Here is a 23,169-nt window from a genome sequence, read left to right as displayed (position 1 = left end):
GGTTAGCCTCGGGTAGGAACAAGAAAACGCATCCAGCGACGTTCGGCCAGTCGGAACAGGCCCACCAGTGCAAAGGACAGCAGCATGTAGAGCAGGGCGGCGATGCCGAAGGCCTGGAACGTCAGGAACGTCTCGGCATTGGCATCGCGCGCCACCTTGAGGATGTCGGCGACGGTGGCGGTAAACGCCAGCGACGTGGCGTGCAGCATCAGGATCATTTCATTGCTGTAGGCCGGCAGCGCGCGGCGCAGTGCGGCAGGCACTACCACAAACAGGTTGAGGCGCCAGCCGTGCAGGCCATAGGCGCGGGCCGCTTCGAGTTCGCCGTGGGGAATGTTGCGGATCGCCCCGGCGAAGATTTCTACGGTGTAGGCGCAGGTATTGAGCACAAAGGCCAGCAGGGTGCAGTTGAGGGCATTGCGGAAAAACTGGTTGAGCAGGGCGTTGTCCTGCACCACCTCCAGGCTGTACAGCCCGGTGTAGCAGATCAACAGTTGGATATACAACGGCGTGCCGCGGAACAGGTAGGTGTAGACCTCCACCGGCCAGCGCAGCCAGAAGTGTTCCGACACGCGGGCCAGCGCCAGGGGGATCGAGAGGAAAAACCCCAGCACCACCGAGATAATGAACAGCCACAAGGTCATGGCAACGCCGGACAACCCGGTGCCATCGCTGAACAGGTAGGCCAGGCCGTATTGCTGGAACAGTTCGATCATCGTGCCATCCCCTTGATGCCGAGGTTATAGCGTCGTTCGAGGCGCTTGAAGATGCGGTTGGAGAGGGTGGTGATCACCAGGTACACCAGGCCTGCGAGGATCAGGAAGTACAACGGCTCGTTGGTGGTCTTGCCGGCGTTCTGCGCAGCCTTGACCAGGTCCGACAGGCCGATGATCGACACCAGCGCCGTGGACTTGAGCAGCACCAGCCAGTTATTGCCCAGGCCCGGCAGGGCAAAGCGCATCAGCTGCGGGAACAGCACCAGGTGAAAACGCTGCCAGCGGCTCAGGCCGTAGGCGGTGGCGGCTTCGAGTTGGCCGACCGGCACACTGAGGATCGCACCGCGAAAGTTCTCGGTGAAATACGCGCCGTAGATAAACCCCAGGGTGATGACCCCGGCGGTAAACGGGTCGATTTCAAAGTAGTCCCAGCCGAACACTTCGCTCAGGTCGTTGAGCCACAGTTGCAGGCTGTAGAAAATCAGCAGGATCAGCACCAGGTCCGGCACGCTGCGGATCAGCGTGGTGTACAGCGTGGCCGGCACCCGCAGCCATTGGGCGCTGGACAGTTTGGCGCCGGCGGCGATCAGGCCCAGGGCGAGGCTCAGGGCCAGCGCCAGGAGCGCCAGCTTGACCGTCATCCAGGCACCCTGGGCGAGCATCGGGCCGTAGCCTTGCAGGTTGAGGAGTTCGTTCATGGGGAGCTCTCTAAAGGGCGCAGACATACCCCTGTGGGAGGGGGCTTGCTCCCGATGAGGGCGTGCCAGTCGACACCTGTATTGACTGACCCACCGCTATCGGGAGCAAGCCCCTTCCCACAAGGGATTGTGTTGGCTTATTCGTTGTAGATGTCTTGATCGCCGAAGTATTTCTTCTGGATCTGTGCGTAGGTGCCATCGGCCTGGACGGCGGCGATGCCTTTGTTGATCAGCGCACGCAAGTCCTGGTCGTTCTTGCGCAGGCCCATGGCGATGTCCAGGGGCAGGGTCGGGTCCTTGAAGGCCGGGCCGGTCTTGAAGTCGGCGCCTTCAGGCTTGGACAGGAAGTTGAGCTGGGCTTCGAGCTTGTCGGTCAGGGTAGCGTCGAGACGGCCGTTCTGCAGGTCGGCGTAGTTCTGCTCCTGGGACTGGTACGCCTTGATCTGCGCGCCCAGTTTGGCCAGGTGCGCGCGGGCATAGGCTTCCTGCAAAGAACCTTGCAGCACGCCGACCTGTTTGCCTTTCAACGATTCCGGGGTGTCGCCGAAGTCGGCGTTTTTGCGCGTGATCACCGACGTGGGGCTGAGGAACAGGCGGTCGGTGAAGTCGATGACTCGCGCGCGCGCCGGGGTCACGGCCATGGACGACATGATCGCGTCGAACTTGCGCGCGCGCAGGGCCGGGATCATGCCGTCGAATTCGTTGTGCACCCAGGTGCATTTGACCTCGAGCTTGGCGCAGATGGCATTGCCCAACTCGATATCGAAGCCTTGCAGGCTACCGTCGGCGGCCACGGATTCAAACGGGGGGTACTCGGGGAATACGCCGAAGCGGATTTCTTTCCAATCCTGGGCGTGGGCGGCGCCGGCGCACAGTGGCAACAGCAATGCAGCGAAGAGTGATCGCAGTGGAGTCATGTGTCGGTCCCTATATTTTGTAATTGATGTCAGGGCAGTAGAAAGGGTGCAGCGTGCATGCATTCGGTGACTCTTTGGTCGGGCTCAGAATGCTTCATGATGGTGCGTTTTTTGTGTCGTTTACCCGGTGCTCAAAGCGCAAATTGCGCTGTTAAAACACGCAATGCAGCGGAATCGGCTGTGGCACCCGCTGAATCGGCTTTTCAGCCCTGGAAATCCGGCCTGCCCTTGGCGCAAAGGGGCAGGCCAGAGCGGTCTCAGGCGCGCTTTTTGTGCTGTGCACGAGGCTGTTGGGCCAGGCGTGCGAACAGGTCTTTCGGGTCGGCCAGGTCCGGCACCAGTTCCAGCTCGCTGCCGATATCCAGGGCCTTGGCCACGTCCAGCACATAGCGCAGGGCCGAGTAGTCTTCGATGGCAAAGCCTACCGAGTCGAACAGGGTGACCTGGCGCTCATGCTCGCGGCCGGCGACCTGGCCGTTGATGACCTGCCACAACTCGGTCACCGGCGAGTCTTCCGGCATGTGCTGGATTTCACCTTCGATGCGGCTTTGCGGTTCGTACTCGACGATCACACGGGCGCGCTCGACGATGCGGCGGTCCAGTTCGGTCTTGCCCGGGCAGTCGCCGCCCACGGCGTTGAGGTGCATGCCGGGCTCGATCATGTCGTCGGTGAGGATGGTTGCGTAGGCCTTGTCGGCGGTGACGGTGGTGACGATGTCTGCGCCCTTGACCGCTTCGGCCACGCTGCCGGCCAGGATCACCTTGATTGCCGGGAACGCCTTGAGGTTGGCTGCCAGCTTGGCGGTGGCCTTGGCGTCGATGTCGAACAGGCGAATCTCGTTGATGCCGAGCATGGCGTGGAAGGCCAGGGCCTGGAATTCGCTCTGGGAGCCGTTGCCGATCAACGCCATGCTGCGGCTGTTGGCGCGGGCCAGGTAGCGGGCCACCAGGGCCGACGTGGCGGCGGTACGAATGGCAGTGGTCAGGGTCATTTCCGCCAGCAGCACCGGTTTGCCGGTGTCGACGTCACCGAGGGCACCAAAGGCCATCACGGTGAGCATGCCGGCCAAGGTGTTCTTCGGGTGGCCGTTGACGTACTTGAAGGCGTACAGCGAGGCGTCGGACACCGGCATCAACTCGATCACGCCATCCGGCGAGTGGTTGGCCAGGCGTGCGCATTTTTCAAAGTCCTGCCAGCGCAGGTAGTCGGCGCGGATGTACTCGGCCATCTCGGTGATGCAGGTGTGCAGGCCCTTTTGCGAAACCAGATAGCTGAGGTCGTTGACGTCGATATAGCGGGTCATGGCAAGACTCCTTATTGAAATGAGGGACGGGCGGGCAGATGCACTTCTGCCAGCATGCAGCGGGCACTGCCGCCGCCGATGCGTTCGATGTTGTCGATGTTCACCACCACCGGCCGGGTGTGGCGCTCCACATGCCGGCGCTGCGCCGGTTGCAGCGCGCCCCAGGCACTGGCAGACATCACCAGCAGCGGCTGGCCGTCGCGGTCGTGGACTTCGAGCATGTTGCCGGCGAAGGCTTCGAGCTGGTCGAAGTCGAGGCCGAGGACGTCTTTACCTGTGTCACGCAGCGAGCGTTCCAGGACCTGGCGTTCGTCGGCGTCGGGCAGCGCTTGCAGGCACACCACCGAGAGGTCGCGGCCGACGCTCATCATCACGTTGCTGTGGTAGATCGGTGCGTGGTGGCGGTCGACGGCGTGGAACACGCAGAGCCGGTAGTCGAGGCGTTCGGCAAACTGGCGCAACGCGTCGTGGTGGGTGCGCCCGGAGTGGCAGGCGTAGCTGATGCGGTGCTGGCGGTCGAGGACCATGCTGCCGGTGCCTTCGAGGAAAATGTTCTGTTGTTCGAGGTGGCTGAGGTCGATGGTGTCCTTGATCGCAAAGCGCTGCTCCAGCACTTGCAGCACGCCTTTGTTGCGCTCCAGTCGTCGGTTCTGGCCTTCCATCGGGTACAGCACCAGGCTGCCGTCGGCGTGGCTGCTCCACCAGTTGTTGGGGAAGATCGAGTCGGGTGTGTGGGGCGCCGGAGTGTCTTGCACCACCAGCACTTCCACGCCGTGCCGGCGCAGGGTGTCGACATAGCCGTCGAACTCTTCCAGCGCTTTCTGCTGTGCACTGAGCGGGTCGAGGGGCGGGCGTTGGAAACGGTTGTTGATCGCGGTATCCGGGTTGAAGGCAAAGCGCGCCGGGCGAATCATCAGGACGGTATTGGTGGTTTGCATGGGTGCACGAATCCATGGGGTTGAGCAGTGGGGCTATTTTGTGGCTTGTGCGGAATGAATCCCGGCTGAAACATCGGGGCGGCCCAGCCGGGAAAGCTGAAAAGGTGGGTGTGGCAGCCGAATCGGCTGTTGGAGCTGGAGCACGGTCAAAATGTGAGAGGGGGCTTGCCCCCGATTGCGGTATATCAGTCACTCAATCCATCAACTGGCACACCGCCATCGGGAGCAAGCCCCCTCCCACATTGGTACAGTGGCGACTGTATTCGCGCCGTCAGCCAGGAGGAATCATGTCTACCGTCGTACGTCTTGCCCAATCCGAGGATGCCGAAGGGATCAGCCAGGTCATCCTGGCGGCCTTGCACAGCAGCAATGCGCGGGACTATCCGGCGGATGTGATTGCCCGGGTGGCCAGCAACTTCACCCCGGACGCGGTGCTCGACCTGCTCAAGCGCCGTGTGGTGCTGGTGGCGGTCCAGGACCGGGTGATCGTCGCGACGGCGGCCCTGGATGCCAATGTGGTGCGCTCGGTGTTCGTCAATCCGGCGCTGCAAGGGCAGGGCATTGGCCGGTTGCTGATGATTGAAATCGAACTGCGCGCGCGGGAAGCGGGCGTGACGACGCTGAGTGTGCCGTCTTCGCTGACCGCCGAGCCGTTCTACACCAGGCTGGGTTTTCACACGGTACGTGACGTCTACCACGGCAATGAGCGCACGTTGGTGATGGAAAAGGCGCTGTTGTCGCGCCATCCCATCGGGCCGTACCGTGACCGCCAGCACCGTGGGCAAGTGGTGGCGTTATGGCAGGAGGCGTTTGGGTATGACACGGCGCATAACCTGCCGACCCTGGCGATCGATAAGAAACTGGCGGTCAATGACGGGCTGTTTTTTGTGGCGACGGACAAAAAGACTGTCATCGGAACGGTGCTTGCCGGCTACGACGGTCATCGCGGCTGGTTGTACTCGGTGGCCGTGCACCCTGGCTATCGGCGTCATGGCCTCGGTTCCTCGCTGGTGCGGCATGCGGAACAGGCCCTGACGGCCCTGGGCTGCATGAAGATCAACCTGCAGATCACCGCTGGCAATGAGGTGGTGGTGGGGTTCTATGAGGCGCTGGGGTATGGGGTGGAGCCGAGGATCAGCATGGGCAAGAAGATTGCCGAGAATATCCCGAAGGATTCTTGAATACACCGGAGAGCAAATGTGGGAGGGGGCTTGCCCCCTCCCACAGGGTTTTGCGGTGTTACTGGCTTAGACTTTTACGATCCAACCCGCTGGCGCTTCGACGTCGCCGGTCTGCACGCCGGTCAGCTCTTTGTAGAGCTTCTGGGTGATCGGGCCGACTTCGGTCTCGCTGTGGAACACATGCAACTGGCCGTTGTACTGGATACCGCCGATCGGCGAGATTACCGCGGCAGTGCCGCAGGCACCGGCTTCCTTGAACTGATCCAGCTTGTCGATGAACACCTCGCCTTCGACCACTTCCAGGCCCAGGCGGGTCTGGGCCAGTTCGATCAGCGACAGGCGGGTGATGCCTGGCAGCACCGAAGGTGACTTCGGTGTGATGAACTGGTTGTCGTGGGTGATCCCGAAGAAGTTGGCCGAGCCGACTTCTTCGATTTTCGAGTGGGTCATCGGGTCCAGGTAGATCGCATCGGCGAAACCAGATTTCTTCGCTTCCGAGCCCGGCATCAGGCTGGCGGCGTAGTTGCCACCAACCTTGGCGGCACCGGTGCCCTGTGGCGCGGCGCGGTCGAAGGTGGAGATCTGGAAGTTGTGCGGCACCAGGCCGCCCTTGAAGTAGGCGCCGACCGGGATGCAGAACACCGAGAAGATGAACTCCGGCGCGGTGCGCACGCCGATGTTGTCACCGGTGCCGATCACGAACGGGCGCAGGTACAGCGCGCCGCCGCTGCCGTACGGCGGGATGAACCGCTCGTTGGCCTTGACCACTTGCTTGCACGCGTCGATGAACGCGTCGGTCGGGACGTGGGGCATCAGCAGGCGGGCGCAGCTGCGCTGCATGCGCGCGGCGTTCTGGTCCGGGCGGAACAGGTTGATCGAGCCGTCCTTGCAGCGGTAGGCCTTGAGGCCTTCGAAGCACTGTTGGCCGTAGTGCAGGGCGGTAGAGCCCTCGCTGATGTGCAGCACGTTGTCGTCGGTCAGGGTGCCGGTTTGCCATTCGCCGTTTTTCCAGACCTGGAGAAACCGCTTGTCGGTCTTGATGTAGTCAAAACCCAGCTTGTCCCAATTGATGCTTTCGTTACCCATGACACCCTCTATCTTTGGTCAAGTCGGTTTTTTTCTGAATGGGCGCAACAATACTTCATTCCCGGGCCCGTTCGCATCCCCTGTAGCGCCCTCGCCACAAGCGCTATAGGTGCAAGGCGTGGCCCAGGGCCCGCAGCGCAGCTTCCTGCACCGCCTCGCCAAGCGTCGGATGGGCGTGGATAGTGCCGGCCACGTCTTCCAGGCGCGCGCCCATTTCCAGGCTCAGGCCGAACGCGGTGGACAGCTCGGACACGCCGGCGCCGACTGCTTGCCAGCCGACAATCAGGTGATTGTCCCGTCGCGCCACCACCCGTACGAAGCCGGTTTTCGACTCCAGGGTCATCGCGCGGCCGTTGGCGGCAAACGGGAAGCTCGACACGATGCAGTCCAGGCCGGCGGCCTTGGCGTCGTCGGGCGTCTTGCCGACCACCACCAGTTCCGGGTCGGTGAAGCACACCGCCGGGATCGCGGCCGGGTTGAATTCGCGGTGTTGACCGCTGATCAGTTCGGCAACCATTTCGCCCTGGGCCATGGCGCGGTGCGCCAGCATCGGCTCGCCGCTCAGGTCGCCGATGGCATACACGTTGCGCATGCTGGTCTGGCAGCGGCTGTCGATCTTGATCGCCGCGCCGTTCATCTCCAGGTTCAGCGCTTCGAGGTTCCAACCCTGGGTGTTGGGTTTGCGACCAACGGCAACCAGCACCTGATCGGTTGTCAGCGACAGGATGTCGCCATTCGGGTCGCATACTTGCAGGTTGCCATCGGCAAAACCCGTGACGCTGTGCTTGAGGTACAGCTTCACGCCCAACTGCTTGAGGGATTCGTGCACCGGTTGCGTCAGCTCGGCGTCGTAGGCCGGCAGGATGCGGTCCTGGGCCTCGACCACACTGACCTCGGCGCCGAGCTTGCGATACGCAATCCCCAGCTCCAGGCCGATGTAGCCGCCGCCCACCACAATCAGGCGCTTGGGCACGCGGGTCGGCGCCAGGGCTTCGGTGGAGGAGATGATCGGCCCGCCAATCGGCAGCATCGGCAGGTTGACGCTTGTCGAACCGGTGGCCAGCAGCAGGTGTTCGCACTGGATGCGCTGGTCGCCGACGTCGACGGTCTTGCCGTCCACCACCTTGGCCCAGCCGTGGATCACCTGCACTTTGTGCTTTTTAAGCAGTGCGGCGACACCGGTGGTCAGGCGGTCGACAATGCCGTCTTTCCATTCCACGCTTTTGCGGATGTCCAGGGTCGGCACATCCACCTCGATTCCCAACCGGGAACCCTGGCTGTGGTGCACGGTTTGCTGGAACTGCTCGGCCACGTGAATCAAGGCCTTGGACGGAATGCAGCCGATGTTCAGGCAGGTGCCGCCCAACGCCTGGCCTTCCACCAGGATCGTCGGGATGCCCAGCTGGCCGGCACGAATGGCGGCCACATAACCGCCAGGGCCGCCGCCGATAATCAGCAGCGTGGTATGCAATGTCTGGGTCATGCCCTTACTCCAGGAACAGGCTGGCGGGTTGTTCGAGCAGGCCGCGAATGGCCTGGATGAATTGCGCCGCGTCCATGCCATCGACCACGCGGTGATCGAAGGAGCTGGAGAGGTTCATCATCTTGCGGATCACGATCTGGCCCTTGATCACCATCGGCCGCTCGACGATACGGTTGACGCCGACGATGGCCACCTCCGGCAGGTTCAGCACCGGGGTACTGACGATGCCGCCCAGGGCGCCCAGGCTGGTCAGGGTAATGCTCGAACCGGACAGCTCATCGCGGCTGGCCTTGCCATTGCGTGCAGCAGTGGCCAAGCGCGCGATTTCCTCGGCATTGCCCCACAGGCTGCGGGCTTCGGCGTGACGCACCACCGGCACCATCAGGCCCACGTCGCTCTGGGTGGCGACGCCCACATGCACTGCGCCGAGGCGGGTGATGACCTGGGCTTCGTCGTCGTAGCGCGCGTTGATCTGCGGGAACTCCCGTAGCGCCACGACCATGGCGCGCACGATAAATGGCAGCAACGTCAGCTTGCCGCGCGTGGCGCCGTGCTTGTCGTTGAGGTGCACGCGCAGCTCGTCGAGGGCGGTGACGTCGATCTCTTCCACATAGCTGAAATGCGCGGCACGCCGGGTGGCGTCCTGCATGCGCTGGGCGATCTTGCGGCGCATGCCGATCACCGGGATCTGTTCTTCGTCGTTGCGCTCGGCGTAAGGGTTGGCTGCCGTCGAAGCTTTTGACGCGCCTTGTTGCAGGTAGGCGTCGAGGTCTTCATGCAGGATCCGCCCGGCGGGGCCGGAGCCCTGGACCAGGCGCAGTTGGATACCGGCATCCAGCGCGTGCTTGCGTACAGCGGGGGAGGCCAGGGGGCGTTCGTCGGCTTCGCGAGTCACGGGGGCCTGTGCGGTCACGACGGGCGCGGGCTTGCTCTCAACCACCGGTGCCGGTTTGGCCTCGACGACGGGCGCAGCCTTGGGCGCTTCTTTCGCCACCGGCACGTCTTTGGCGTTACCCGCACCTTCCACTTCAATGCTGATCAGAATACTGCCCACCGCCATGACTTCACCCGGCTCGCCGCCGAGGGCAATCACCTTGCCGTGGACCGGCGAGGGAATGTCCACCATCGCTTTGTCGGTCATCACATCCGCCAGCACCTGGTCTTCGACGACCATGTCGCCGACCTTCACATGCCAGACCGACAGTTCAACTTCCGCGATGCCTTCGCCAATGTCCGGCATCTTGATAACGTGCGTGCCCATTCAGACCTCCATGACCCGTTTCAACGCCGCGCCCACTCGAGACGGGCCTGGGAAATACGCCCACTCCTGCGCGTGCGGGTAGGGGGTGTCCCAACCGGTGACGCGTTCGATCGGCGCTTCCAGGTGGTGGAAGCAATGCTCCTGCACCAGCGCCACCAACTCGGCACCAAAGCCGCAGGTACGGGTGGCTTCGTGCACCACCACGCAACGGCCGGTCTTCTTCACGGATTTGACGATGGTGTCCAGGTCCAGCGGCCACAGGCTGCGCAGGTCGATGACTTCGGCGTCGATGCCGGTTTCTTCGGCGGCGACCTGCGACACATACACCGTGGTGCCGTAGGTCAGCACAGTGACGGCCGAGCCCGGACGCACGATGGCGGCCACGTCCAGCGGCACGCTGTAGTAACCGTCCGGCACTTGCGCTTGCGGGTGTTTCGACCACGGTGTTACCGGGCGCTCGTGGTGGCCGTCGAACGGGCCGTTGTACAGGCGTTTGGGCTCAAGGAAGATCACCGGGTCATCGTTTTCGATCGAGGCAATCAGCAGGCCCTTGGCGTCATAGGGGTTGGACGGCATCACCGTACGCAGGCCGCAGACCTGGGTGAACACCGCTTCGATGCTCTGGCTGTGGGTCTGGCCGCCGTAGATGCCGCCGCCGCAGGGCATGCGCATGGTCAGCGGTGCGGTGAACTGGCCGGCCGAGCGATAACGCAGGCGCGCCGCTTCGGAGATGATCTGGTCGGTGGCGGGGTAGACGTAGTCGGCGAACTGGATCTCGGCCACCGGGCGCAGGCCGTAGGCACCCATGCCCACGGCCACGCCGATAATGCCGCTTTCGGAGATCGGTGCGTCGAACACCCGCGAGCTGCCGTATTTGGTCTGCAAGCCTTCGGTGCAGCGGAATACACCGCCGAAGTAACCGACGTCCTGGCCGAACACCACCACGTTGTCATCACGCTCAAGCATCACATCCATGGCCGAGCGCAGGGCCTGGATCATGGTCATGGTGGTGGTGGTCATGGCGGTTTCCAATTCGATGCTGTTGTTGTGATCGTTCATGTCAGATCCCCAACTCCTGACGCTGGCGCTTCAAGTGCTCCGGCATCTCTTTATAGACGTCTTCGAACATGGTCGCGGCGCTTGGGATCTGGCCACCGGCCAGGGTGCCGTACTGTTCGGCCTGTTTCTGCGCGGCGATCACCTCGGCTTCCAGTTCGGCACTGACCGCCGCGTGTTCCTCTTCGGACCACTGGCCAATCCTGATCAGGTGCTGCTTGAGGCGGGCAATCGGGTCGCCCAGCGGGAAGTGGCTCCAGTCGTCGGCGGGGCGGTATTTGGATGGATCGTCCGAGGTGGAGTGCGGGCCGGCGCGGTAGGTGACCCATTCGATCAGGGTTGGGCCGAGGTTGCGGCGCGCACGCTCGGCGGCCCAGGCGGAGGCGGCGTACACCGCGATAAAGTCGTTGCCGTCCACGCGCAGGGAGGCGATGCCGCAGCCGACGCCGCGTCCGGCGAAGGTGGTGGCTTCACCGCCGGCGATGGCCTGGAAGGTGGAGATGGCCCACTGGTTGTTGACCACGTTGAGAATCACCGGGGCGCGGTATACGTGGGCGAAGGTGAGGGCGGTGTGGAAGTCGGATTCGGCGGTGGCGCCGTCACCGATCCAGGCCGAGGCGATCTTGGTATCGCCCTTGATCGCCGAGGCCATGCCCCAGCCCACACCCTGTACGAATTGGGTGGCGAGGTTGCCGGAAATGGTGAAGAAGCCTGCGTCCTTGACCGAATACATGATCGGCAACTGGCGGCCTTTGAGCGGGTCGCGCTCGTTGGACAGCAACTGGCAGATCAGGTCCACCAGCGGCACGTCGCGGGCCATCAGGATGCTTTGCTGGCGGTATGTGGGGAAGCACATGTCGTCGATGTTCAAGGCCAGGGCCTGGGCGCTGCCGATGGCTTCTTCGCCAAGGCTCTGCATGTAGAACGACATTTTTTTCTGACGCTGGGCGACCACCATGCGGTTGTCGAAGATCCGCGTCTTGAGCATGGCGCGCATGCCTTTGCGCATGACTTCAACGGGAACCCCTTCGGCCCACGGGCCCAGGGCCTGGCCCTGGTCGTCGAGCACGCGGATCAGGCCCTTGGCCAGGTCGGCGGTGTCGGCGGGTTCTACATCGATGGCGGGTTTGCGCACCAGACCTGCGTCGGTCAGGCGCAGGTAGGTAAAGTCGGTCTTGCAGCCTGGGCGGCCCGAGGGTTCGGGCACGTGCAGGCGAAGGGGTTCGTACTGCTGGGTCATGGCTTTCTACGCTCTATCTTGTGAATTTCTTGTAGTGGGCGCGCTAGCTGACAGTCCGTCTTCGGGTAGAAGAAATCTTGTCCTACAACAATCATAGGCGTGGCGTAGAAGAATATTTATCTGTGTTTCATTGCGCCCGTGATCATTTGCGGATAAAAAACCTGCATAAACATAATAAACAGGTGATTTTGTCTCATGCGCAAACTGGACCGTACCGATATCGGCATTCTCAACGCCCTGCAGGAGAATGCGCGGATCACCAACGCCGACCTGGCCCGCTCGGTCAACCTGTCGCCCACACCCTGTTTCAACCGGGTCAAGGCCATGGAAGAACTGGGCTTGATTCGCGAGCAGGTCACCCTGCTCGACGCCGATTTGCTGGGGCTGCACGTCAACGTGTTTATCCATGTGAGCCTGGAAAAGCAGAACGAGCTGGCGTTGCAGCAGTTCGAAGGCGCGATTTCCGATCGGCCCGAGGTGATGGAGTGCTACTTGATGGCTGGCGACCCGGACTATTTGATCCGGGTGTTGGTGCCGACGATCCAGTCGCTGGAGCGTTTCATGATGGACTTTCTGACCAAGGTGCCGGGGGTGGCGAATATTCGTTCCAGCTTTGCGCTTAAGCAGGTGCGCTATAAGACAGCGTTGCCGCTCCCGGCCAATGGCATCAGCCTCGGTAGCTGATGCATCAGATTACCAATGTGGGAGGGGGCAGGCCTCCAACATTATTTCCGCATCTCAGAGTTGGTTGAGGGGGATCTTCAAGTAAGTAACCCCATTCTCTTCCGCCGGCGGCATATTCCCCGCCCGCACATTCACCTGGATCGCCGGCAACAACAGCGTTGGCATGCCAAGCCCGGCATCGCGTTGGGTGCGCATGGCCACGAACGTCGCTTCATCCACCCCGTCATGCACATGAATATTGCCCGCGCGTTGTTCCGCCACGCTGGTCAGGCATTTGGCCTCGCGGCCTTCGGGCGGGTAGTCATGGCATACATACAGCTGGGTGTCGGGGGCAAAGGCCAGCAGTTTGCGCATTGACGCATACAGCTGGCGCGCATCGCCGCCGGGGAAGTCGCAGCGGGCGGTGCCGACGTCGGGCATGAACAGGGTGTCGCCCACCAGGATCAAGCGGTCGTCGATCAGGTAGGCCATGTCCGCTGGGGTATGCCCGGGCACGTGCAGGGCCTGGGCCTTGATGGTGCCGATGTGGAAGATTTCATCCGGCGCGAACAGGTGGTCGAACTGCGAGCCATCGACGCGAAACTCCGGCTCCAGGTTGAACAGGTGCTTGAACACGTCCTGCACCTTGCTGATGCTCTGGCCGATGGCGATCTTGCCGCCCAGGGTGCGACGCAGGTACGGCGCAGCCGACAGGTGGTCGGCATGGGCGTGGGTTTCCAGCAGCCATTGCACCTGCAAGCCGTGCTCACGCACAAAGGCGATGACCTTGTCGGCCTGGGCGGTGTCGGTGCGCCCGGAGGCCGGGTCGTAGTTGAGCACCGAATCGACGATGGCACAGGGGCCGCCGTCCGCTTCATAGACGACGTAGGTGTAGGTCGACGACGCCTCGTCCAGAAAGGAATGAATCAACGCTGACATGACGGCTGCCCCTGATGTTGAAAAAAGTGATTACAATCACTTTACATTTACACATAATGTTTTGAGCTTAAGTGACGCAAAGGACCCGAGGCAAATGGAATCTACTCTGAGTGAAGGCGAAGTCGCCCAGTTGCGCGCGTCGGCATCCAAGGCCTGTGCCTTGCTCAAGGCCCTGGCCAATGAGGATCGCCTGTTGATCCTGTGCCAGCTGACCCAGGGCGAACGCAACGTCGGCGAGCTGGAAACCATGACCGGTGTACGCCAGCCCACGCTGTCGCAGCAGTTGGGCATCCTGCGTGACGAAGGGCTGGTCGCCACCCGTCGCGAAGGCAAGTACATCTTCTACGGGCTGGCCAGCCATGAAGTGATCCAAGTGATGAAGACACTGTCCGGCCTTTACTGCGGCGCGGTGATAAAAAGCTGGGCGTGACGCCATACGGCAGCGACCCTTGTGTGCATTGACGATAAAAGGCAATAGACCATGACCGACCAACACTGGGGGCCAACCATCAGTGGCGATATCGTCGTCATCGGCGGCGGTTCGGCAGGCATCGGCCTGCTGGCCAGCCTGCTCAAGCGCGACCCCGATCTCAACATCACCCTGATCGAACCCAGCGACCAGCACTGCTACCAGCCGGCCTGGACCCTGGTCGGCGGCGGCGCCTATGACCTGGAAAAGACCCGACGCCCCCTGGCCGACGTGCTGCCCAATGGCGTCACCTGGGTGCAGGCTGCCGTTACCGAGGTGCTGCCGGATGAGCACACCCTGGTGCTCGACAACGGCCAGCGGGTGACCTGGAACAACCTGATCGTCTGCCCCGGCCTGCGCCTGGCCTGGGAGAAAGTCGAGGGCCTGGAAGACACGTTGGGCCGCAACGGGGTCACGTCCAACTACAGCTATGAGCACGCGGCGTATACCTGGCAGTTGGTGCAGCAGTTGAAGCGCGGCAAGGCGATCTTTACCCAGCCGGCCATGCCGATCAAATGCGCGGGTGCGCCGCAAAAGGCCATGTACCTGTCCTGCGATCACTGGCTCAGGCAGGGCGACCTCAAGCACATCGACGTCGAATTCAACCTGGCCGGCGCGGCGCTGTTCGGCGTGGCGACCTTTGTGCCGCCGTTGATGAAGTACGTGGAGAAATACCACGCGCGCCTGGCGTTCAACGCCAACCTGGTCAAGGTCGACGGCCCGGCGCGCAAGGCCTGGTTCGAGGTGAAGGGCGCCGAGGGCAACGTCACCCTGGAGGAAAAAACCTTTGACCTGCTGCACGTGGTGCCGCCGCAAGTCGCGCCGGATTTCATCCGCCACAGCCCGTTGGCCGACGCCGCCGGCTGGTGCGAGGTGAACCCCCACAGCCTGCAACACCTGCGCTACCTGCACATCTTCGGCCTGGGCGATGTGTGCGGCACCACCAATGCCAAGACCGCCGCCGCCGTGCGCAAGCAAATCGTGGTGGTCGCCGAAAACCTGCTGGCCCTGCGCAAACAGGCGCCGCTGCCGCTCAAGTACGACGGCTATGGTTCGTGCCCGCTGACGGTGGAGAAGGGCAAGGTGGTGCTGGCCGAGTTCGGCTACGGCGGCAAGCTGCTGCCGACCTTTCCCCTCGACCCGACCCGGGCACGCCGTTCGATGTGGTTCCTCAAGGCGACCTGGCTGCCGTGGTTCTACTGGAACGGCATGCTCAAGGGCCGCGAGTGGCTGACCCGTCTGAGCAAGGTGGACTGAATGCTGCTGGCGAGCGTTTTAGGCGTGTTGATGGGCCTGGTCATGGGCCTGACCGGCGCGGGCGGCGGCATCCTCGGGGTGCCGGCGCTGGTGCTGGGGCTGGGCTTGACCATGACCCAGGCGGCACCGGTGTCGTTGCTGGCCGTGGGCGCGGCCGCGGCCGTCGGGGCGATTGACGGCTTGCGCCACGGCCTGGTGCGTTACCGCGCCGCGCTGTTGATCGCGTTGCTCGGCGCACTGTTTTCGCCGGTCGGGGTGTTTCTCGCCCACCAGTTGCCGGAGCCGGTGCTGATGGGCCTGTTCAGTGCGCTGATGGTGCTGGTGGCCTGGCGCATGTTGCAGCGCGAAAAGCTCGAGGCCGGGCCGAGCGATCATGGCGCGGCGTCCTGGGGCCAGAAGAACTGCATGCTCAACCAGCAGACCGGGCGCCTGGCCTGGACCGCCAAATGCAGCGCCACCCTGGCCGCACTGGGCGCGGTGACCGGGGCGGTCTCGGGTTTGCTCGGGGTGGGCGGCGGCTTTCTGATCGTGCCGGCGTTCAAGCAACTCACCGATGTGCAGATGCGCGGCATCGTCGCCACGTCGCTGATGGTGATCAGCCTGATTTCGCTGATCGGCGTGGCTGGCGCGTTCCATGCCGGCGTGCGCATCGAACCCGTGGGCTGGGTGTTCATCGCGGCGAGCATCGTCGGCATGCTGATCGGCCGGCGCCTGTGCTCGGTGATCCCCGCCCGTACCTTGCAGGTGGGGTTTGCCAGCCTGTGTGTAGTGGTTGCAGCTGGAATGCTTGTGAACGCTTTGCTGTGAATTTGAAATGCAGTCCAACATTTGAATCTCCCTTGTTTTTGAGCGATTCATCCCATCGCATCCCCCCACCCAGTACCCAAGTAGCATAGGTCCCGTCCCCCGCCCTTCGTACACTCATGCTTCAGAGGGGGAGGCAACGATGCACAACAGTGAAGGCGTAGTCAGTGCCATGTCCCAGGCCACCGATGCCGGGCAGGCCGCCGAGGAGTTGGCGCGGCAACTGTTGCATCCGTACCTGGGCTTCGTGCTGTTTTTCTGCTCGGCGTCCTACGACCTGCAGGCCCTGGGCCGCGCCCTGCAGGAGTGTTTCGGCAACGTGCGCGTGGTGGGCTGCACCAGCGCCGGCGAGATCACGCCCCAGGGCTATGGCCGCAATTGCATTACGGCGATGGGCTTCAACCATGCGCACTTTTCCATCGCCACGGAACTGATCGACCAGGTGGAACACTTCAGCCTGATCGACGCCCAGCAGATGGTCGAACGTCTGGTCGGCGGTTGCCGCAGCAATACCCTGGCGCCGATCAAGGGCAACACCTTCGCCCTGACCCTGCTCGATGGCCTGTCCAGCCGCGAAGAAGTGGTGCTCGCCGCCCTCAGCGCGGCGCTCGGCGACATTCCGCATTTCGGCGGTTCGGCCGGCGACGACAACTTCCTCACCCACACCCACGTGTACTTCAACGGCGCCTTCCACAGCGGCGCGGCGGTGGTGGTGCTGGTCAATACCTGGCTGGATTTCGAGGTGTTCACCACCCACCACATCCTGCCGCGCAGTGAAAAGCTGGTGGTGACCGGCGCCGACAGTCCGTCACGCCGGGTCTTCGAGCTTAACGCCGAACCCGCCGCCGAAGAGTACGCGCGGCATATCGGCGTGGCCGTGGCCGACCTCGACCACCGCGTCTTCGCGGCGCACCCGTTGGCGGTGCGCATCCACGACCAGTACTACGTGCGCGCGATCCAGCAAGTGCACGACGACCTCAGCCTGAGTTTCTACTGCGCGGTGGAAAACGGCATCGTCCTTACCGTGATGAAGCCCGGACCGATACTGCCGAACCTGCAAACCCTGTTCGACGGCCTGCAAGCGCGCCTTGGCGACCTGCTGTTGACCATCGGCTGCGACTGCTTCCTACGCCGCCTGGAGCTGGAAGACTCAGGCAATCTGGAACAGATCGGCGGTTTCCTGCGCGACCAGCGGGTGATGGGTTTCAACACCTACGGAGAACAGTTCAATGGCATGCATATCAACCAGACCTTCACCGGGGTCGCCATTGCCCGAGGCCGGCGCTGAACTGCTCGCCCAGGTTGCCCAACTGCAACAGGACAACCACAAGCTGGCGCGGATCAACGCGGCGCTGATCGAGCGCATCGAGTCCGGCATGGCCCAGGGCAATAACCCCTACACCACCTTTCAGCATTCGGTGGTGCTGGCCGAGCAAGTGCGCGAACGCACCGACGCGCTGAACCAGGCGATGGCCGAACTCAAGGCCAGCAACCACTTGCTGATCAACGCCCGGCTGCGCGCCGAAACCCTGCGCGGCGAACAGGCCGCGGCGCAAAAGGCCCAGGAAAGCGAACGCTGGATTCGCCTGATCACCGATAACGTCCCGGCCCTGATCGGCTACCTGAATGCCGACCTGGTCTACGAGTTCACCAATAAAGTCTATGAAGAATGGTATTGCTGGCCGCGCGGCATGATGCTCGGCCAGAGCCTGCGCGAAGTCCACAGCGAGCAGCATTGCCAGCGCCTGGACGCCTACGTCGCCCGCGCCCTGGCCGGGGAGAGCGTGACCTTCGAGTTCGCCGAGACCAATATCAATAACCAGGAGCGCTACATGCTGCGTTCCTATGTGCCGAATATGCTGGCCAGCGGCGAAGTGGTGGGGATCTTCGTGCTGATCCGCGACATCACCGAACGCCGCCGAACCGCCGAAGCCCTGCACCAGGCCTATCAGCACCTGGAGCAGCGCGTGGCCCAGCGCACCTCGGAACTCACCGCCCTCAACGACCAGTTGTTGCAGGAGATCGACGAGCGCCGGCGCATGGAGGCGCGCCTGCGCGAAGCCAAGCTCGAGGCCGAGCAGGCCAACCTGTCGAAAACCAAATTCCTCGCCGCCGTCAGCCATGACCTGCTGCAACCTTTGAACGCGGCGCGCCTGTTCACCAGTGCACTGCTGGAGCGGCCCAGCGAAACCCTGGTGCGCAACGTGAGCAATTCCCTGGAAGACGTGGAAAACCTGCTGGGCACCCTGGTGGATATTTCCAAGCTGGATGCCGGGGTGATCAAGGCCGACATCGCGCCGTTTGCCCTGAGTGAATTGCTCGACAACCTGGCCGTCGAGTACACCGAATTGGCCCGCAGCGAGGGCCTGGAATTGCATTTTGTCGGTTGTTCGGCGCTGGTGCGCAGCGATATCCAGTTGCTGGCGCGGATCCTGCGTAACCTGCTGAGCAATGCGCTTCGCTACACCTACAAGGGACGGGTGGTGCTGGGCTGTCGCCGCCAGCATCAGCGTTTGTCGATCCAGGTGTGGGACAGCGGCATGGGCATCGCCGAGGAGCGGTTGGAGGAGATTTTCCAGGAATTCAAGCGCGGCGATGTGCAGCGGCCCGACCAGGACCGTGGGCTGGGCCTGGGGCTGGCAATCGTGGAAAAGATCGCCGGGATCCTGGGGCATCGCATCGGCGTCAGGTCCTGGCCGGGCAAGGGCTCGATGTTCTCGGTGGAGGTGCCGTTGAGCGCCACCGCACCCAAGTCGCTGCCAATGCTGGCCATGAGCGAGCCGATGCTCGAACGCCTGCAAGGCGCGCGGGTGTGGGTGCTGGATAACGACGCGGCGATCTGCGCGGGCATGCGCACCTTGCTCGAAGGCTGGGGCTGCCAGGTGATCACCGCGTTGTCCGAGCAAGACCTGGCACGGCAGGTGGACAACTACCATGCCGAAGCGGACTTGCTGATCGCCGACTACCACCTCGACGACGACCAGAACGGCGTCGACGCCGTCGCCCGCATCAATGGACGCCGCGGCCGCGCGATACCGGCGCTGATGATCACCGCCAACTACAGCAACGAATTGAAGCTGCAGATCCGTGAGTTGGGGCACACCTTGATGCACAAGCCGGTGCGGCCGATGAAACTCAAGACCGCCATGAGCCACCTGCTCGGCAAATGAACGGCGAAATACCCACAAGTGGAGATCAAAATGTGGGAGGGGGCTTGCTCCCGATAGCAGTGGGTCAGTCGACATCATAACTGTCTGATGCACCGCCATCGGGGGCAAGCCCCCTCCCACATTTTATTTGTGTTGTGTCAGATGGGTCAGCGGCGCAGGTACGAGCCGAAGTCGATATCCCCGGCACTGAGGATTGCCTGCACTCGGTTATGCACATTCAACTTGCGCAGGATCGCCGACACGTGGGCCTTCACCGTGGTCTCGGCAATCTCCAGGGTGTAGGCGATCTGCTTGTTCGACTCGCCCTTGGTCATACGTTCCAGCACCAGCAATTGCTTGCGTGTCAGGGCTTGCAGCAGTTCGGGGGCGAAGCCGGGGTTTTCGTTGAGGCGTCGGTGGGTGCCGGGTTTCTGGGTGCGGATGATGTCCGGCGGCAGGTATACGTTGCCGTTGAGAATCTGCTGGATCGCCTCGGTCATTTGCAGGCGCGGCGAGGACTTGGTGATAAAGCCCACGGCGCCGTAGGTGATGGCTTGCAGCACGATCTGCTTGTCCTGTTCGGCCGAGACGATCACCACCGGAATGGTCGGCGCCTCGTTGCGCAGGTTGATCAGGCCATTGAGGCCATGCATGCCGGGCATGTTCAGGTCGAGCAGGATCAGGTCGAGGTCGTCGTGTTCCTGGGTCAATGCCAGGGCGCTGCCGAGGTCGGCGGTTTCCATCACTTCGCTGCCGGGGAAGCCGTCGCTGATGACGTTATGGATCGCTTCGCGAAACAGTGGGTGATCGTCGGCAATCAGGATTTTGTACATGGCCGTTCACCTTTCTTATTGTGAGGTTTGAAATGGCTCGGGTTGGGCGACCGTCACCGGCAGCTTCGCCGCTTCCCAGGCATCCAGGCCGTCGCGATACCAGTACACAGAGGTATAGCCGAGGTTGGCGGCACGTTTTACCGCGTTCCAACTCAGCCAGCAATCGGAGCGGCAATAGAAGACCAACGGTCGCTTGAGGTCGCCGCCGCTGTAGGCATACAGGTGGCGTACGAAATAGCTTTGCCACTCCGGCGTCAGGTCGCCGTCGCCGGTATTGGCCAGCCAGTGGCTACCGGGCAGGTTGGCGTGGGGCTGGTCTTCGATGAAGCGGCCTTGCAGCCATTGGCGGCGGTACACATCGATCAGCACTGGCGCCGGGCTTTGATCGAGCAGGGTTTGCAGGGCCGCGGTGTCGACAATCGTGGCGCCTGGCAGGTGGTCGGGCGTGGGGCTGCGGTACAGGCTGATGCGGTAGCCATCGGCGGAAAACAGTGGGGCGTCAGCCTGGACGTTAGCGACGAACAGGCACAGCAGTGCCAACAGAGGCAGTCGGGCGTGCAGCATGGCAGGGCAATCCTTATCGTTATGCGCGCATTACACGTGAGTCCCGAGCCCTTGGGAATGCGACGATAGACAGGAAAACCAGTACCAAAGTAGTAGTTTTGCCACCCTCAGCCTTTTTTGCGCAACGCCGCATGCTGGGGATTGAAGGTCAGCACCGCCAACACCGCGAACAGCACGGTCAAGCCCAGGCACACCGCCAGGGCCAGGCCGGCGAAGCGTTGGTACAGGGCAAAGCGCACCAGCTCCACGGCGTGGGTAAACGGGTTGACCGCGCACAGCCAGTACAGCCATTCGCTGGAGTCGCGCATCTTCCACAACGGGTACAGCGCCGATGACAGGAAAAACAGCGGGAAGATCACGAAGTTCATCACCCCGGCAAAGTTCTCCAGCTGGCGAATCGCATTCGACAGCAGCAAGCCCAGGGCACTCAACATCAAGGCCACCAGCAGCAACGCCGGCAGGGCGACGACCAGCCCCATGGCCGGCGGTTGCACGCCGTACACCCAGGCGATCGCCAGGAACCCATACACCTGTAACAGCGAAATCAGCGCGGTGGCCAACAGCTTGCTGCACAGCAAAAACGTGCGCGGCAACGGGCTGGTCAGCAGCACGCGCATGCTGCCCATCTCGCGGTCGTAGACCATCGACAGCGAGCCCTGCATGCCGTTGAACAGCAGGATCATGCAGGCCAGCCCCGGGATGATGTACACCTCGTAGGGGATGTAGGTGTCGTAGGGCTCGATTACCGAGATGCCCAACGCGGCGCGGAACCCGGCGGCGAACACCAGTAGCCACAGCAATGGGCGCACCAGCGCACTGAGAAACCGCGTGCGCTGCAACACAAAGCGCAGCCACTCGCGCAGCACGATGCCGCGCAGGCATTGCCAGTAAGCGTTCATGCCGCCGCTCCCGTCGTGGTGGGCCGAGTCAAGCGCGCGAACACGCTGCCCAGGTCGCCGCCTTGTTGCTCGATCAAGGCAGCGACTTGCCCACTGGCCACCAGGCGGCCCTGGTGCAGGATCATCAAGGCATCGTCGGCCTGGACTTCGTCGAGCAGGTGAGTGGTCCACAGCACGCTGATGCCGTGTTCGCAGCACAGGCTGCGCACGTGCTGGTTCAGGGCCAGGCGGCTGGCCGGGTCGAGGCCGACGCTGGCTTCATCCAACAGCAGCAGGCGCGGCTCATGCAGCAACGCCCGGGCGATTTCCACCCGGCGCCGATGCCCGCCGTTGAGCTCGCGGACTTTTTCCCGGCGCCGTTCGGTGAGGGCCTGGCGGGCCAGTTCGGCGGCGACGCGCAGGTCGGTCTGGCGCCGCGATAAACCATGCAGTGCGGCGTGGTAGCGCAGGTTCTGTTCCACGCTCAAATCCAGGTCCAGGGTGCTTTGCTGGAACACCACACCCAGTTGTGTAAGGGCCGCGCGCGGCGCATCGCGTAGGGAATGACCGCCCACGCGAATGTCGCCGGCTTGCAGGTCATAGAGCCGAGTGAGCAGGGCGATCAAGGTGGATTTGCCGGCGCCATTGGGCCCCAGCAGCGCCGCAAAGCGCCCCGGTGCGAGGCTGAAACTCACCTCGCACAAGGCCTGCCGTGCGCCGTAGGCGAAGCTCAGGTCGCGCACCTCCAGGGCGTTCATGGCGTGACCACCACGCCCCATGGATAACGCCCGACCTTTATCGACTTGATCACCTTGAGACTGTCCACATCGATCACCGACACATCGCCGCTCACGCCATTGGTGGCCAGCAACTGTTTCTCGTCCGGGGTAAATGCCATCTGCCACACGCGGCGGCCCACCAGCAGGTAGTCGAGGACCTCGAAGGTCCTGGCGTCGATCACGGCCACATGGTTGGCCGGGCCGAGGGCGACAAAGCCGTACTTGCCATCGGCGCTGAGCTTGATGCCGACCGGCTGCACCTTATCCGGGTGTACGCCCTTGATCTTGAAGGTCAGGGTCTTGAGGATCGTGCGGCTGGCCACGTCGAGGATGGTCACGGTGCCGCCGATTTCCGCCGAGGCCCACAGCTGCGAGCCATCGTGGTTGAACTCGACGAAGCGCGGGCGCTGGTCCACCAGGGTGCTGTCGGCCAGGGTCTGGGTGCTGGTGTCGATCCAGTGCAGCATGTTGGTGGTTTCGCTGGTGTTCACCGCCCACTTGCCATCCGGGCTCACGGCCATGCCTTCGGGCTCGACGCCGACGTTGATCTGGCCGAGCACCTTGGAGGTCTCGGTGTCGATCACGGTGACCAGCGCATCGTCTTCGTTGGATACGTACAGCCAGCGGTTATTGGGGTGCAGGGCGAACTGCTCGGGGTCTTTGCCGGAGGGCAGTTCCTTGATGATCCTGCGCGTGGCCACGTCCATCACCTGGACGCGGTCCGAGTCGCTGGCGCAGATGTACAGCAGCTTGTTGTCATGGGACAGCAGCAAGCCTCGCGGGCGCTGGCCGACCTTGAGGGTGTCGGTGACTTGCAGGGTCTGCATGTCGATCAGGCTCAGGCTGTTGTCTTTCTCGTTGGAGACCCAGGCGGTACTGGCCACGGCGTGCCCGGCGGCAAGCAGCAGGGCGCATGGGAGCAGGGTGCGGCGCATGGCGGATTCCTTATTATTG

General features: G+C 63.0%; 22 protein-coding genes and 1 pseudogene. 7 read left to right on the top strand and 16 right to left on the bottom strand.

The annotated features are described in order from the left end of the window. Positions 1-2: 2 nt before the first annotated feature. The 5 genes from J3D60_RS10410 to ctlX form a co-directional block, all read right to left on the bottom strand. Positions 3-716 carry an ABC transporter permease gene (locus J3D60_RS10410; RefSeq protein ID WP_065923793.1) on the bottom strand — a complete coding sequence of 238 codons (714 nt, stop codon included), beginning with the start codon at positions 714-716 and terminating at the stop codon, positions 3-5. Further along, positions 713-1,414, bottom strand: coding sequence for an ABC transporter permease (locus J3D60_RS10405; protein ID WP_027606180.1), 702 nt, complete (start codon positions 1,412-1,414; stop codon positions 713-715). The genes J3D60_RS10410 and J3D60_RS10405 overlap by 4 nt, the downstream gene beginning before the upstream one ends. 137 nt (positions 1,415-1,551) lie before the next feature. Then, positions 1,552-2,331 (bottom strand): ABC transporter substrate-binding protein, encoded by a 780-nt coding sequence (locus J3D60_RS10400; RefSeq protein WP_141155473.1) that lies wholly within the window; start codon positions 2,329-2,331, stop codon positions 1,552-1,554. A 257-nt stretch (positions 2,332-2,588) separates the two neighbouring features. Continuing rightward, entirely contained in the window at positions 2,589-3,635 is a 1,047-nt protein-coding gene (locus J3D60_RS10395; RefSeq protein ID WP_065940200.1) for an ornithine cyclodeaminase, read from the bottom strand. An 11-nt stretch (positions 3,636-3,646) separates the two neighbouring features. Continuing rightward, entirely contained in the window at positions 3,647-4,573 is a 927-nt protein-coding gene (gene ctlX / locus J3D60_RS10390) for a citrulline utilization hydrolase CtlX (protein WP_065940199.1), read from the bottom strand. 287 nt (positions 4,574-4,860) lie between these two features. Between ctlX and J3D60_RS10385 the strand changes: the two genes are divergently transcribed. Further along, positions 4,861-5,754, top strand: coding sequence for a GNAT family acetyltransferase (locus J3D60_RS10385; protein ID WP_253491314.1), 894 nt, complete (start codon positions 4,861-4,863; stop codon positions 5,752-5,754). A 66-nt stretch (positions 5,755-5,820) separates the two neighbouring features. Here J3D60_RS10385 and J3D60_RS10380 read toward each other — a convergent pair whose 3' ends face one another. From J3D60_RS10380 to J3D60_RS10360, 5 genes are all read right to left on the bottom strand, one after another. Next, on the bottom strand, positions 5,821-6,840 hold the full coding sequence (locus J3D60_RS10380; protein WP_065940198.1) for a branched-chain amino acid aminotransferase: 1,020 nt from the start codon (positions 6,838-6,840) through the stop codon (positions 5,821-5,823). Positions 6,841-6,943: 103 nt separating this feature from the next. After that, entirely contained in the window at positions 6,944-8,323 is a 1,380-nt protein-coding gene (gene lpdA, locus J3D60_RS10375) for a dihydrolipoyl dehydrogenase (RefSeq protein WP_253491311.1), read from the bottom strand. A 4-nt stretch (positions 8,324-8,327) separates the two neighbouring features. Next, on the bottom strand, positions 8,328-9,584 hold the full coding sequence (locus J3D60_RS10370) for a dihydrolipoamide acetyltransferase family protein (protein WP_253491308.1): 1,257 nt from the start codon (positions 9,582-9,584) through the stop codon (positions 8,328-8,330). Continuing rightward, positions 9,585-10,643 carry an alpha-ketoacid dehydrogenase subunit beta gene (locus J3D60_RS10365; RefSeq protein ID WP_253491305.1) on the bottom strand — a complete coding sequence of 353 codons (1,059 nt, stop codon included), beginning with the start codon at positions 10,641-10,643 and terminating at the stop codon, positions 9,585-9,587. Position 10,644: 1 nt separating this feature from the next. Beyond that, complete coding sequence (locus J3D60_RS10360; RefSeq protein ID WP_092490224.1) at positions 10,645-11,880, bottom strand: 3-methyl-2-oxobutanoate dehydrogenase (2-methylpropanoyl-transferring) subunit alpha; 1,236 nt, start codon at positions 11,878-11,880, stop codon at positions 10,645-10,647. Positions 11,881-12,075: 195 nt separating this feature from the next. Here J3D60_RS10360 and bkdR point away from each other — a divergent pair, with 195 nt between their 5' ends. Then, complete coding sequence (gene bkdR, locus J3D60_RS10355) at positions 12,076-12,564, top strand: Bkd operon transcriptional regulator BkdR (protein WP_003174877.1); 489 nt, start codon at positions 12,076-12,078, stop codon at positions 12,562-12,564. A 54-nt stretch (positions 12,565-12,618) separates the two neighbouring features. On the opposite strand, the gene J3D60_RS10350 is transcribed toward bkdR, so the two are convergent. Further along, a complete protein-coding gene (locus tag J3D60_RS10350; RefSeq protein WP_253491303.1) occupies positions 12,619-13,482 on the bottom strand; it encodes an MBL fold metallo-hydrolase in 864 nt (287 codons plus the stop codon). Between the two features lie 94 nt (positions 13,483-13,576). On the opposite strand from J3D60_RS10350, the gene J3D60_RS10345 reads away from it, so the two are divergent. The 5 genes and pseudogenes from J3D60_RS10345 to J3D60_RS10325 all read left to right on the top strand — a co-directional run. Continuing rightward, positions 13,577-13,912, top strand: a complete 336-nt coding sequence (locus tag J3D60_RS10345) for a helix-turn-helix transcriptional regulator (protein ID WP_017527038.1) — start codon at positions 13,577-13,579, stop codon at positions 13,910-13,912. Positions 13,913-13,963: 51 nt separating this feature from the next. Beyond that, a complete protein-coding gene (locus J3D60_RS10340; protein WP_253491301.1) occupies positions 13,964-15,208 on the top strand; it encodes an FAD/NAD(P)-binding oxidoreductase in 1,245 nt (414 codons plus the stop codon). Beyond that, positions 15,209-16,015, top strand: coding sequence for a sulfite exporter TauE/SafE family protein (locus J3D60_RS10335; RefSeq protein WP_253491299.1), 807 nt, complete (start codon positions 15,209-15,211; stop codon positions 16,013-16,015). Positions 16,016-16,154: 139 nt separating this feature from the next. Continuing rightward, entirely contained in the window at positions 16,155-17,300 is a 1,146-nt protein-coding gene (gene nosP, locus J3D60_RS10330) for a nitric oxide-sensing protein NosP (protein ID WP_115487060.1), read from the top strand. A gap of 256 nt (positions 17,301-17,556) precedes the next feature. Further along, positions 17,557-19,182: pseudogene (locus J3D60_RS10325) on the top strand (NahK/ErcS family hybrid sensor histidine kinase/response regulator); the annotation flags it as partial. 146 nt (positions 19,183-19,328) lie between these two features. Here J3D60_RS10325 and J3D60_RS10320 read toward each other — a convergent pair. The 5 genes from J3D60_RS10320 to J3D60_RS10300 all read right to left on the bottom strand — a co-directional run bounded on the left by J3D60_RS10320 (position 19,329) and on the right by J3D60_RS10300 (position 23,150). After that, complete coding sequence (locus tag J3D60_RS10320; protein ID WP_253491297.1) at positions 19,329-19,994, bottom strand: response regulator transcription factor; 666 nt, start codon at positions 19,992-19,994, stop codon at positions 19,329-19,331. A gap of 15 nt (positions 19,995-20,009) precedes the next feature. After that, on the bottom strand, positions 20,010-20,558 hold the full coding sequence (locus tag J3D60_RS10315; RefSeq protein ID WP_253491296.1) for a PQQ-dependent catabolism-associated CXXCW motif protein: 549 nt from the start codon (positions 20,556-20,558) through the stop codon (positions 20,010-20,012). Between the two features lie 107 nt (positions 20,559-20,665). Continuing rightward, a complete protein-coding gene (locus J3D60_RS10310; RefSeq protein ID WP_253491294.1) occupies positions 20,666-21,457 on the bottom strand; it encodes an ABC transporter permease in 792 nt (263 codons plus the stop codon). Further along, positions 21,454-22,194: an ABC transporter ATP-binding protein gene (locus J3D60_RS10305; protein WP_253491292.1), complete on the bottom strand. Its 741-nt coding sequence runs from the start codon at positions 22,192-22,194 to the stop codon at positions 21,454-21,456. The genes J3D60_RS10310 and J3D60_RS10305 overlap by 4 nt, the downstream gene beginning before the upstream one ends. Next, positions 22,191-23,150 carry a YVTN family beta-propeller repeat protein gene (locus tag J3D60_RS10300; protein ID WP_253491289.1) on the bottom strand — a complete coding sequence of 320 codons (960 nt, stop codon included), beginning with the start codon at positions 23,148-23,150 and terminating at the stop codon, positions 22,191-22,193. The genes J3D60_RS10305 and J3D60_RS10300 overlap by 4 nt, the downstream gene beginning before the upstream one ends. Positions 23,151-23,169: the final 19 nt, after the last annotated feature.

Origin of the sequence: Pseudomonas sp. S3E17, from assembly GCF_024168685.1 — a bacterium.
GTDB classification, from domain to species: Bacteria; Pseudomonadota; Gammaproteobacteria; order Pseudomonadales; family Pseudomonadaceae; genus Aquipseudomonas; species Aquipseudomonas marginalis.
Note: the sequence above shows the minus strand (reverse complement) of the source record. Positions and strands in the feature narration are given on the sequence as shown.

Excerpts from the sequence above, each read along its gene's own strand:
- J3D60_RS10410 (WP_065923793.1), bottom strand. The coding sequence starts at position 716 with ATGATCGAACTGTTCCAGCAATACGGCCTGGCCTACCTGTTCAGCGAT.
- J3D60_RS10405 (WP_027606180.1), bottom strand. The coding sequence starts at position 1,414 with ATGAACGAACTCCTCAACCTGCAAGGCTACGGCCCGATGCTCGCCCAG.
- J3D60_RS10400 (WP_141155473.1), bottom strand. The coding sequence starts at position 2,331 with ATGACTCCACTGCGATCACTCTTCGCTGCATTGCTGTTGCCACTGTGC.
- J3D60_RS10395 (WP_065940200.1), bottom strand. The coding sequence starts at position 3,635 with ATGACCCGCTATATCGACGTCAACGACCTCAGCTATCTGGTTTCGCAA.
- ctlX (WP_065940199.1), bottom strand. The coding sequence starts at position 4,573 with ATGCAAACCACCAATACCGTCCTGATGATTCGCCCGGCGCGCTTTGCC.
- J3D60_RS10385 (WP_253491314.1), top strand. The coding sequence starts at position 4,861 with ATGTCTACCGTCGTACGTCTTGCCCAATCCGAGGATGCCGAAGGGATC.
- J3D60_RS10380 (WP_065940198.1), bottom strand. The coding sequence starts at position 6,840 with ATGGGTAACGAAAGCATCAATTGGGACAAGCTGGGTTTTGACTACATC.
- lpdA (WP_253491311.1), bottom strand. The coding sequence starts at position 8,323 with ATGACCCAGACATTGCATACCACGCTGCTGATTATCGGCGGCGGCCCT.
- J3D60_RS10370 (WP_253491308.1), bottom strand. The coding sequence starts at position 9,584 with ATGGGCACGCACGTTATCAAGATGCCGGACATTGGCGAAGGCATCGCG.
- J3D60_RS10365 (WP_253491305.1), bottom strand. The coding sequence starts at position 10,643 with ATGAACGATCACAACAACAGCATCGAATTGGAAACCGCCATGACCACC.
- J3D60_RS10360 (WP_092490224.1), bottom strand. The coding sequence starts at position 11,880 with ATGACCCAGCAGTACGAACCCCTTCGCCTGCACGTGCCCGAACCCTCG.
- bkdR (WP_003174877.1), top strand. The coding sequence starts at position 12,076 with ATGCGCAAACTGGACCGTACCGATATCGGCATTCTCAACGCCCTGCAG.
- J3D60_RS10350 (WP_253491303.1), bottom strand. The coding sequence starts at position 13,482 with ATGTCAGCGTTGATTCATTCCTTTCTGGACGAGGCGTCGTCGACCTAC.
- J3D60_RS10345 (WP_017527038.1), top strand. The coding sequence starts at position 13,577 with ATGGAATCTACTCTGAGTGAAGGCGAAGTCGCCCAGTTGCGCGCGTCG.
- J3D60_RS10340 (WP_253491301.1), top strand. The coding sequence starts at position 13,964 with ATGACCGACCAACACTGGGGGCCAACCATCAGTGGCGATATCGTCGTC.
- J3D60_RS10335 (WP_253491299.1), top strand. The coding sequence starts at position 15,209 with ATGCTGCTGGCGAGCGTTTTAGGCGTGTTGATGGGCCTGGTCATGGGC.
- nosP (WP_115487060.1), top strand. The coding sequence starts at position 16,155 with ATGCACAACAGTGAAGGCGTAGTCAGTGCCATGTCCCAGGCCACCGAT.
- J3D60_RS10320 (WP_253491297.1), bottom strand. The coding sequence starts at position 19,994 with ATGTACAAAATCCTGATTGCCGACGATCACCCACTGTTTCGCGAAGCG.
- J3D60_RS10315 (WP_253491296.1), bottom strand. The coding sequence starts at position 20,558 with ATGCTGCACGCCCGACTGCCTCTGTTGGCACTGCTGTGCCTGTTCGTC.
- J3D60_RS10310 (WP_253491294.1), bottom strand. The coding sequence starts at position 21,457 with ATGAACGCTTACTGGCAATGCCTGCGCGGCATCGTGCTGCGCGAGTGG.
- J3D60_RS10305 (WP_253491292.1), bottom strand. The coding sequence starts at position 22,194 with ATGAACGCCCTGGAGGTGCGCGACCTGAGCTTCGCCTACGGCGCACGG.
- J3D60_RS10300 (WP_253491289.1), bottom strand. The coding sequence starts at position 23,150 with ATGCGCCGCACCCTGCTCCCATGCGCCCTGCTGCTTGCCGCCGGGCAC.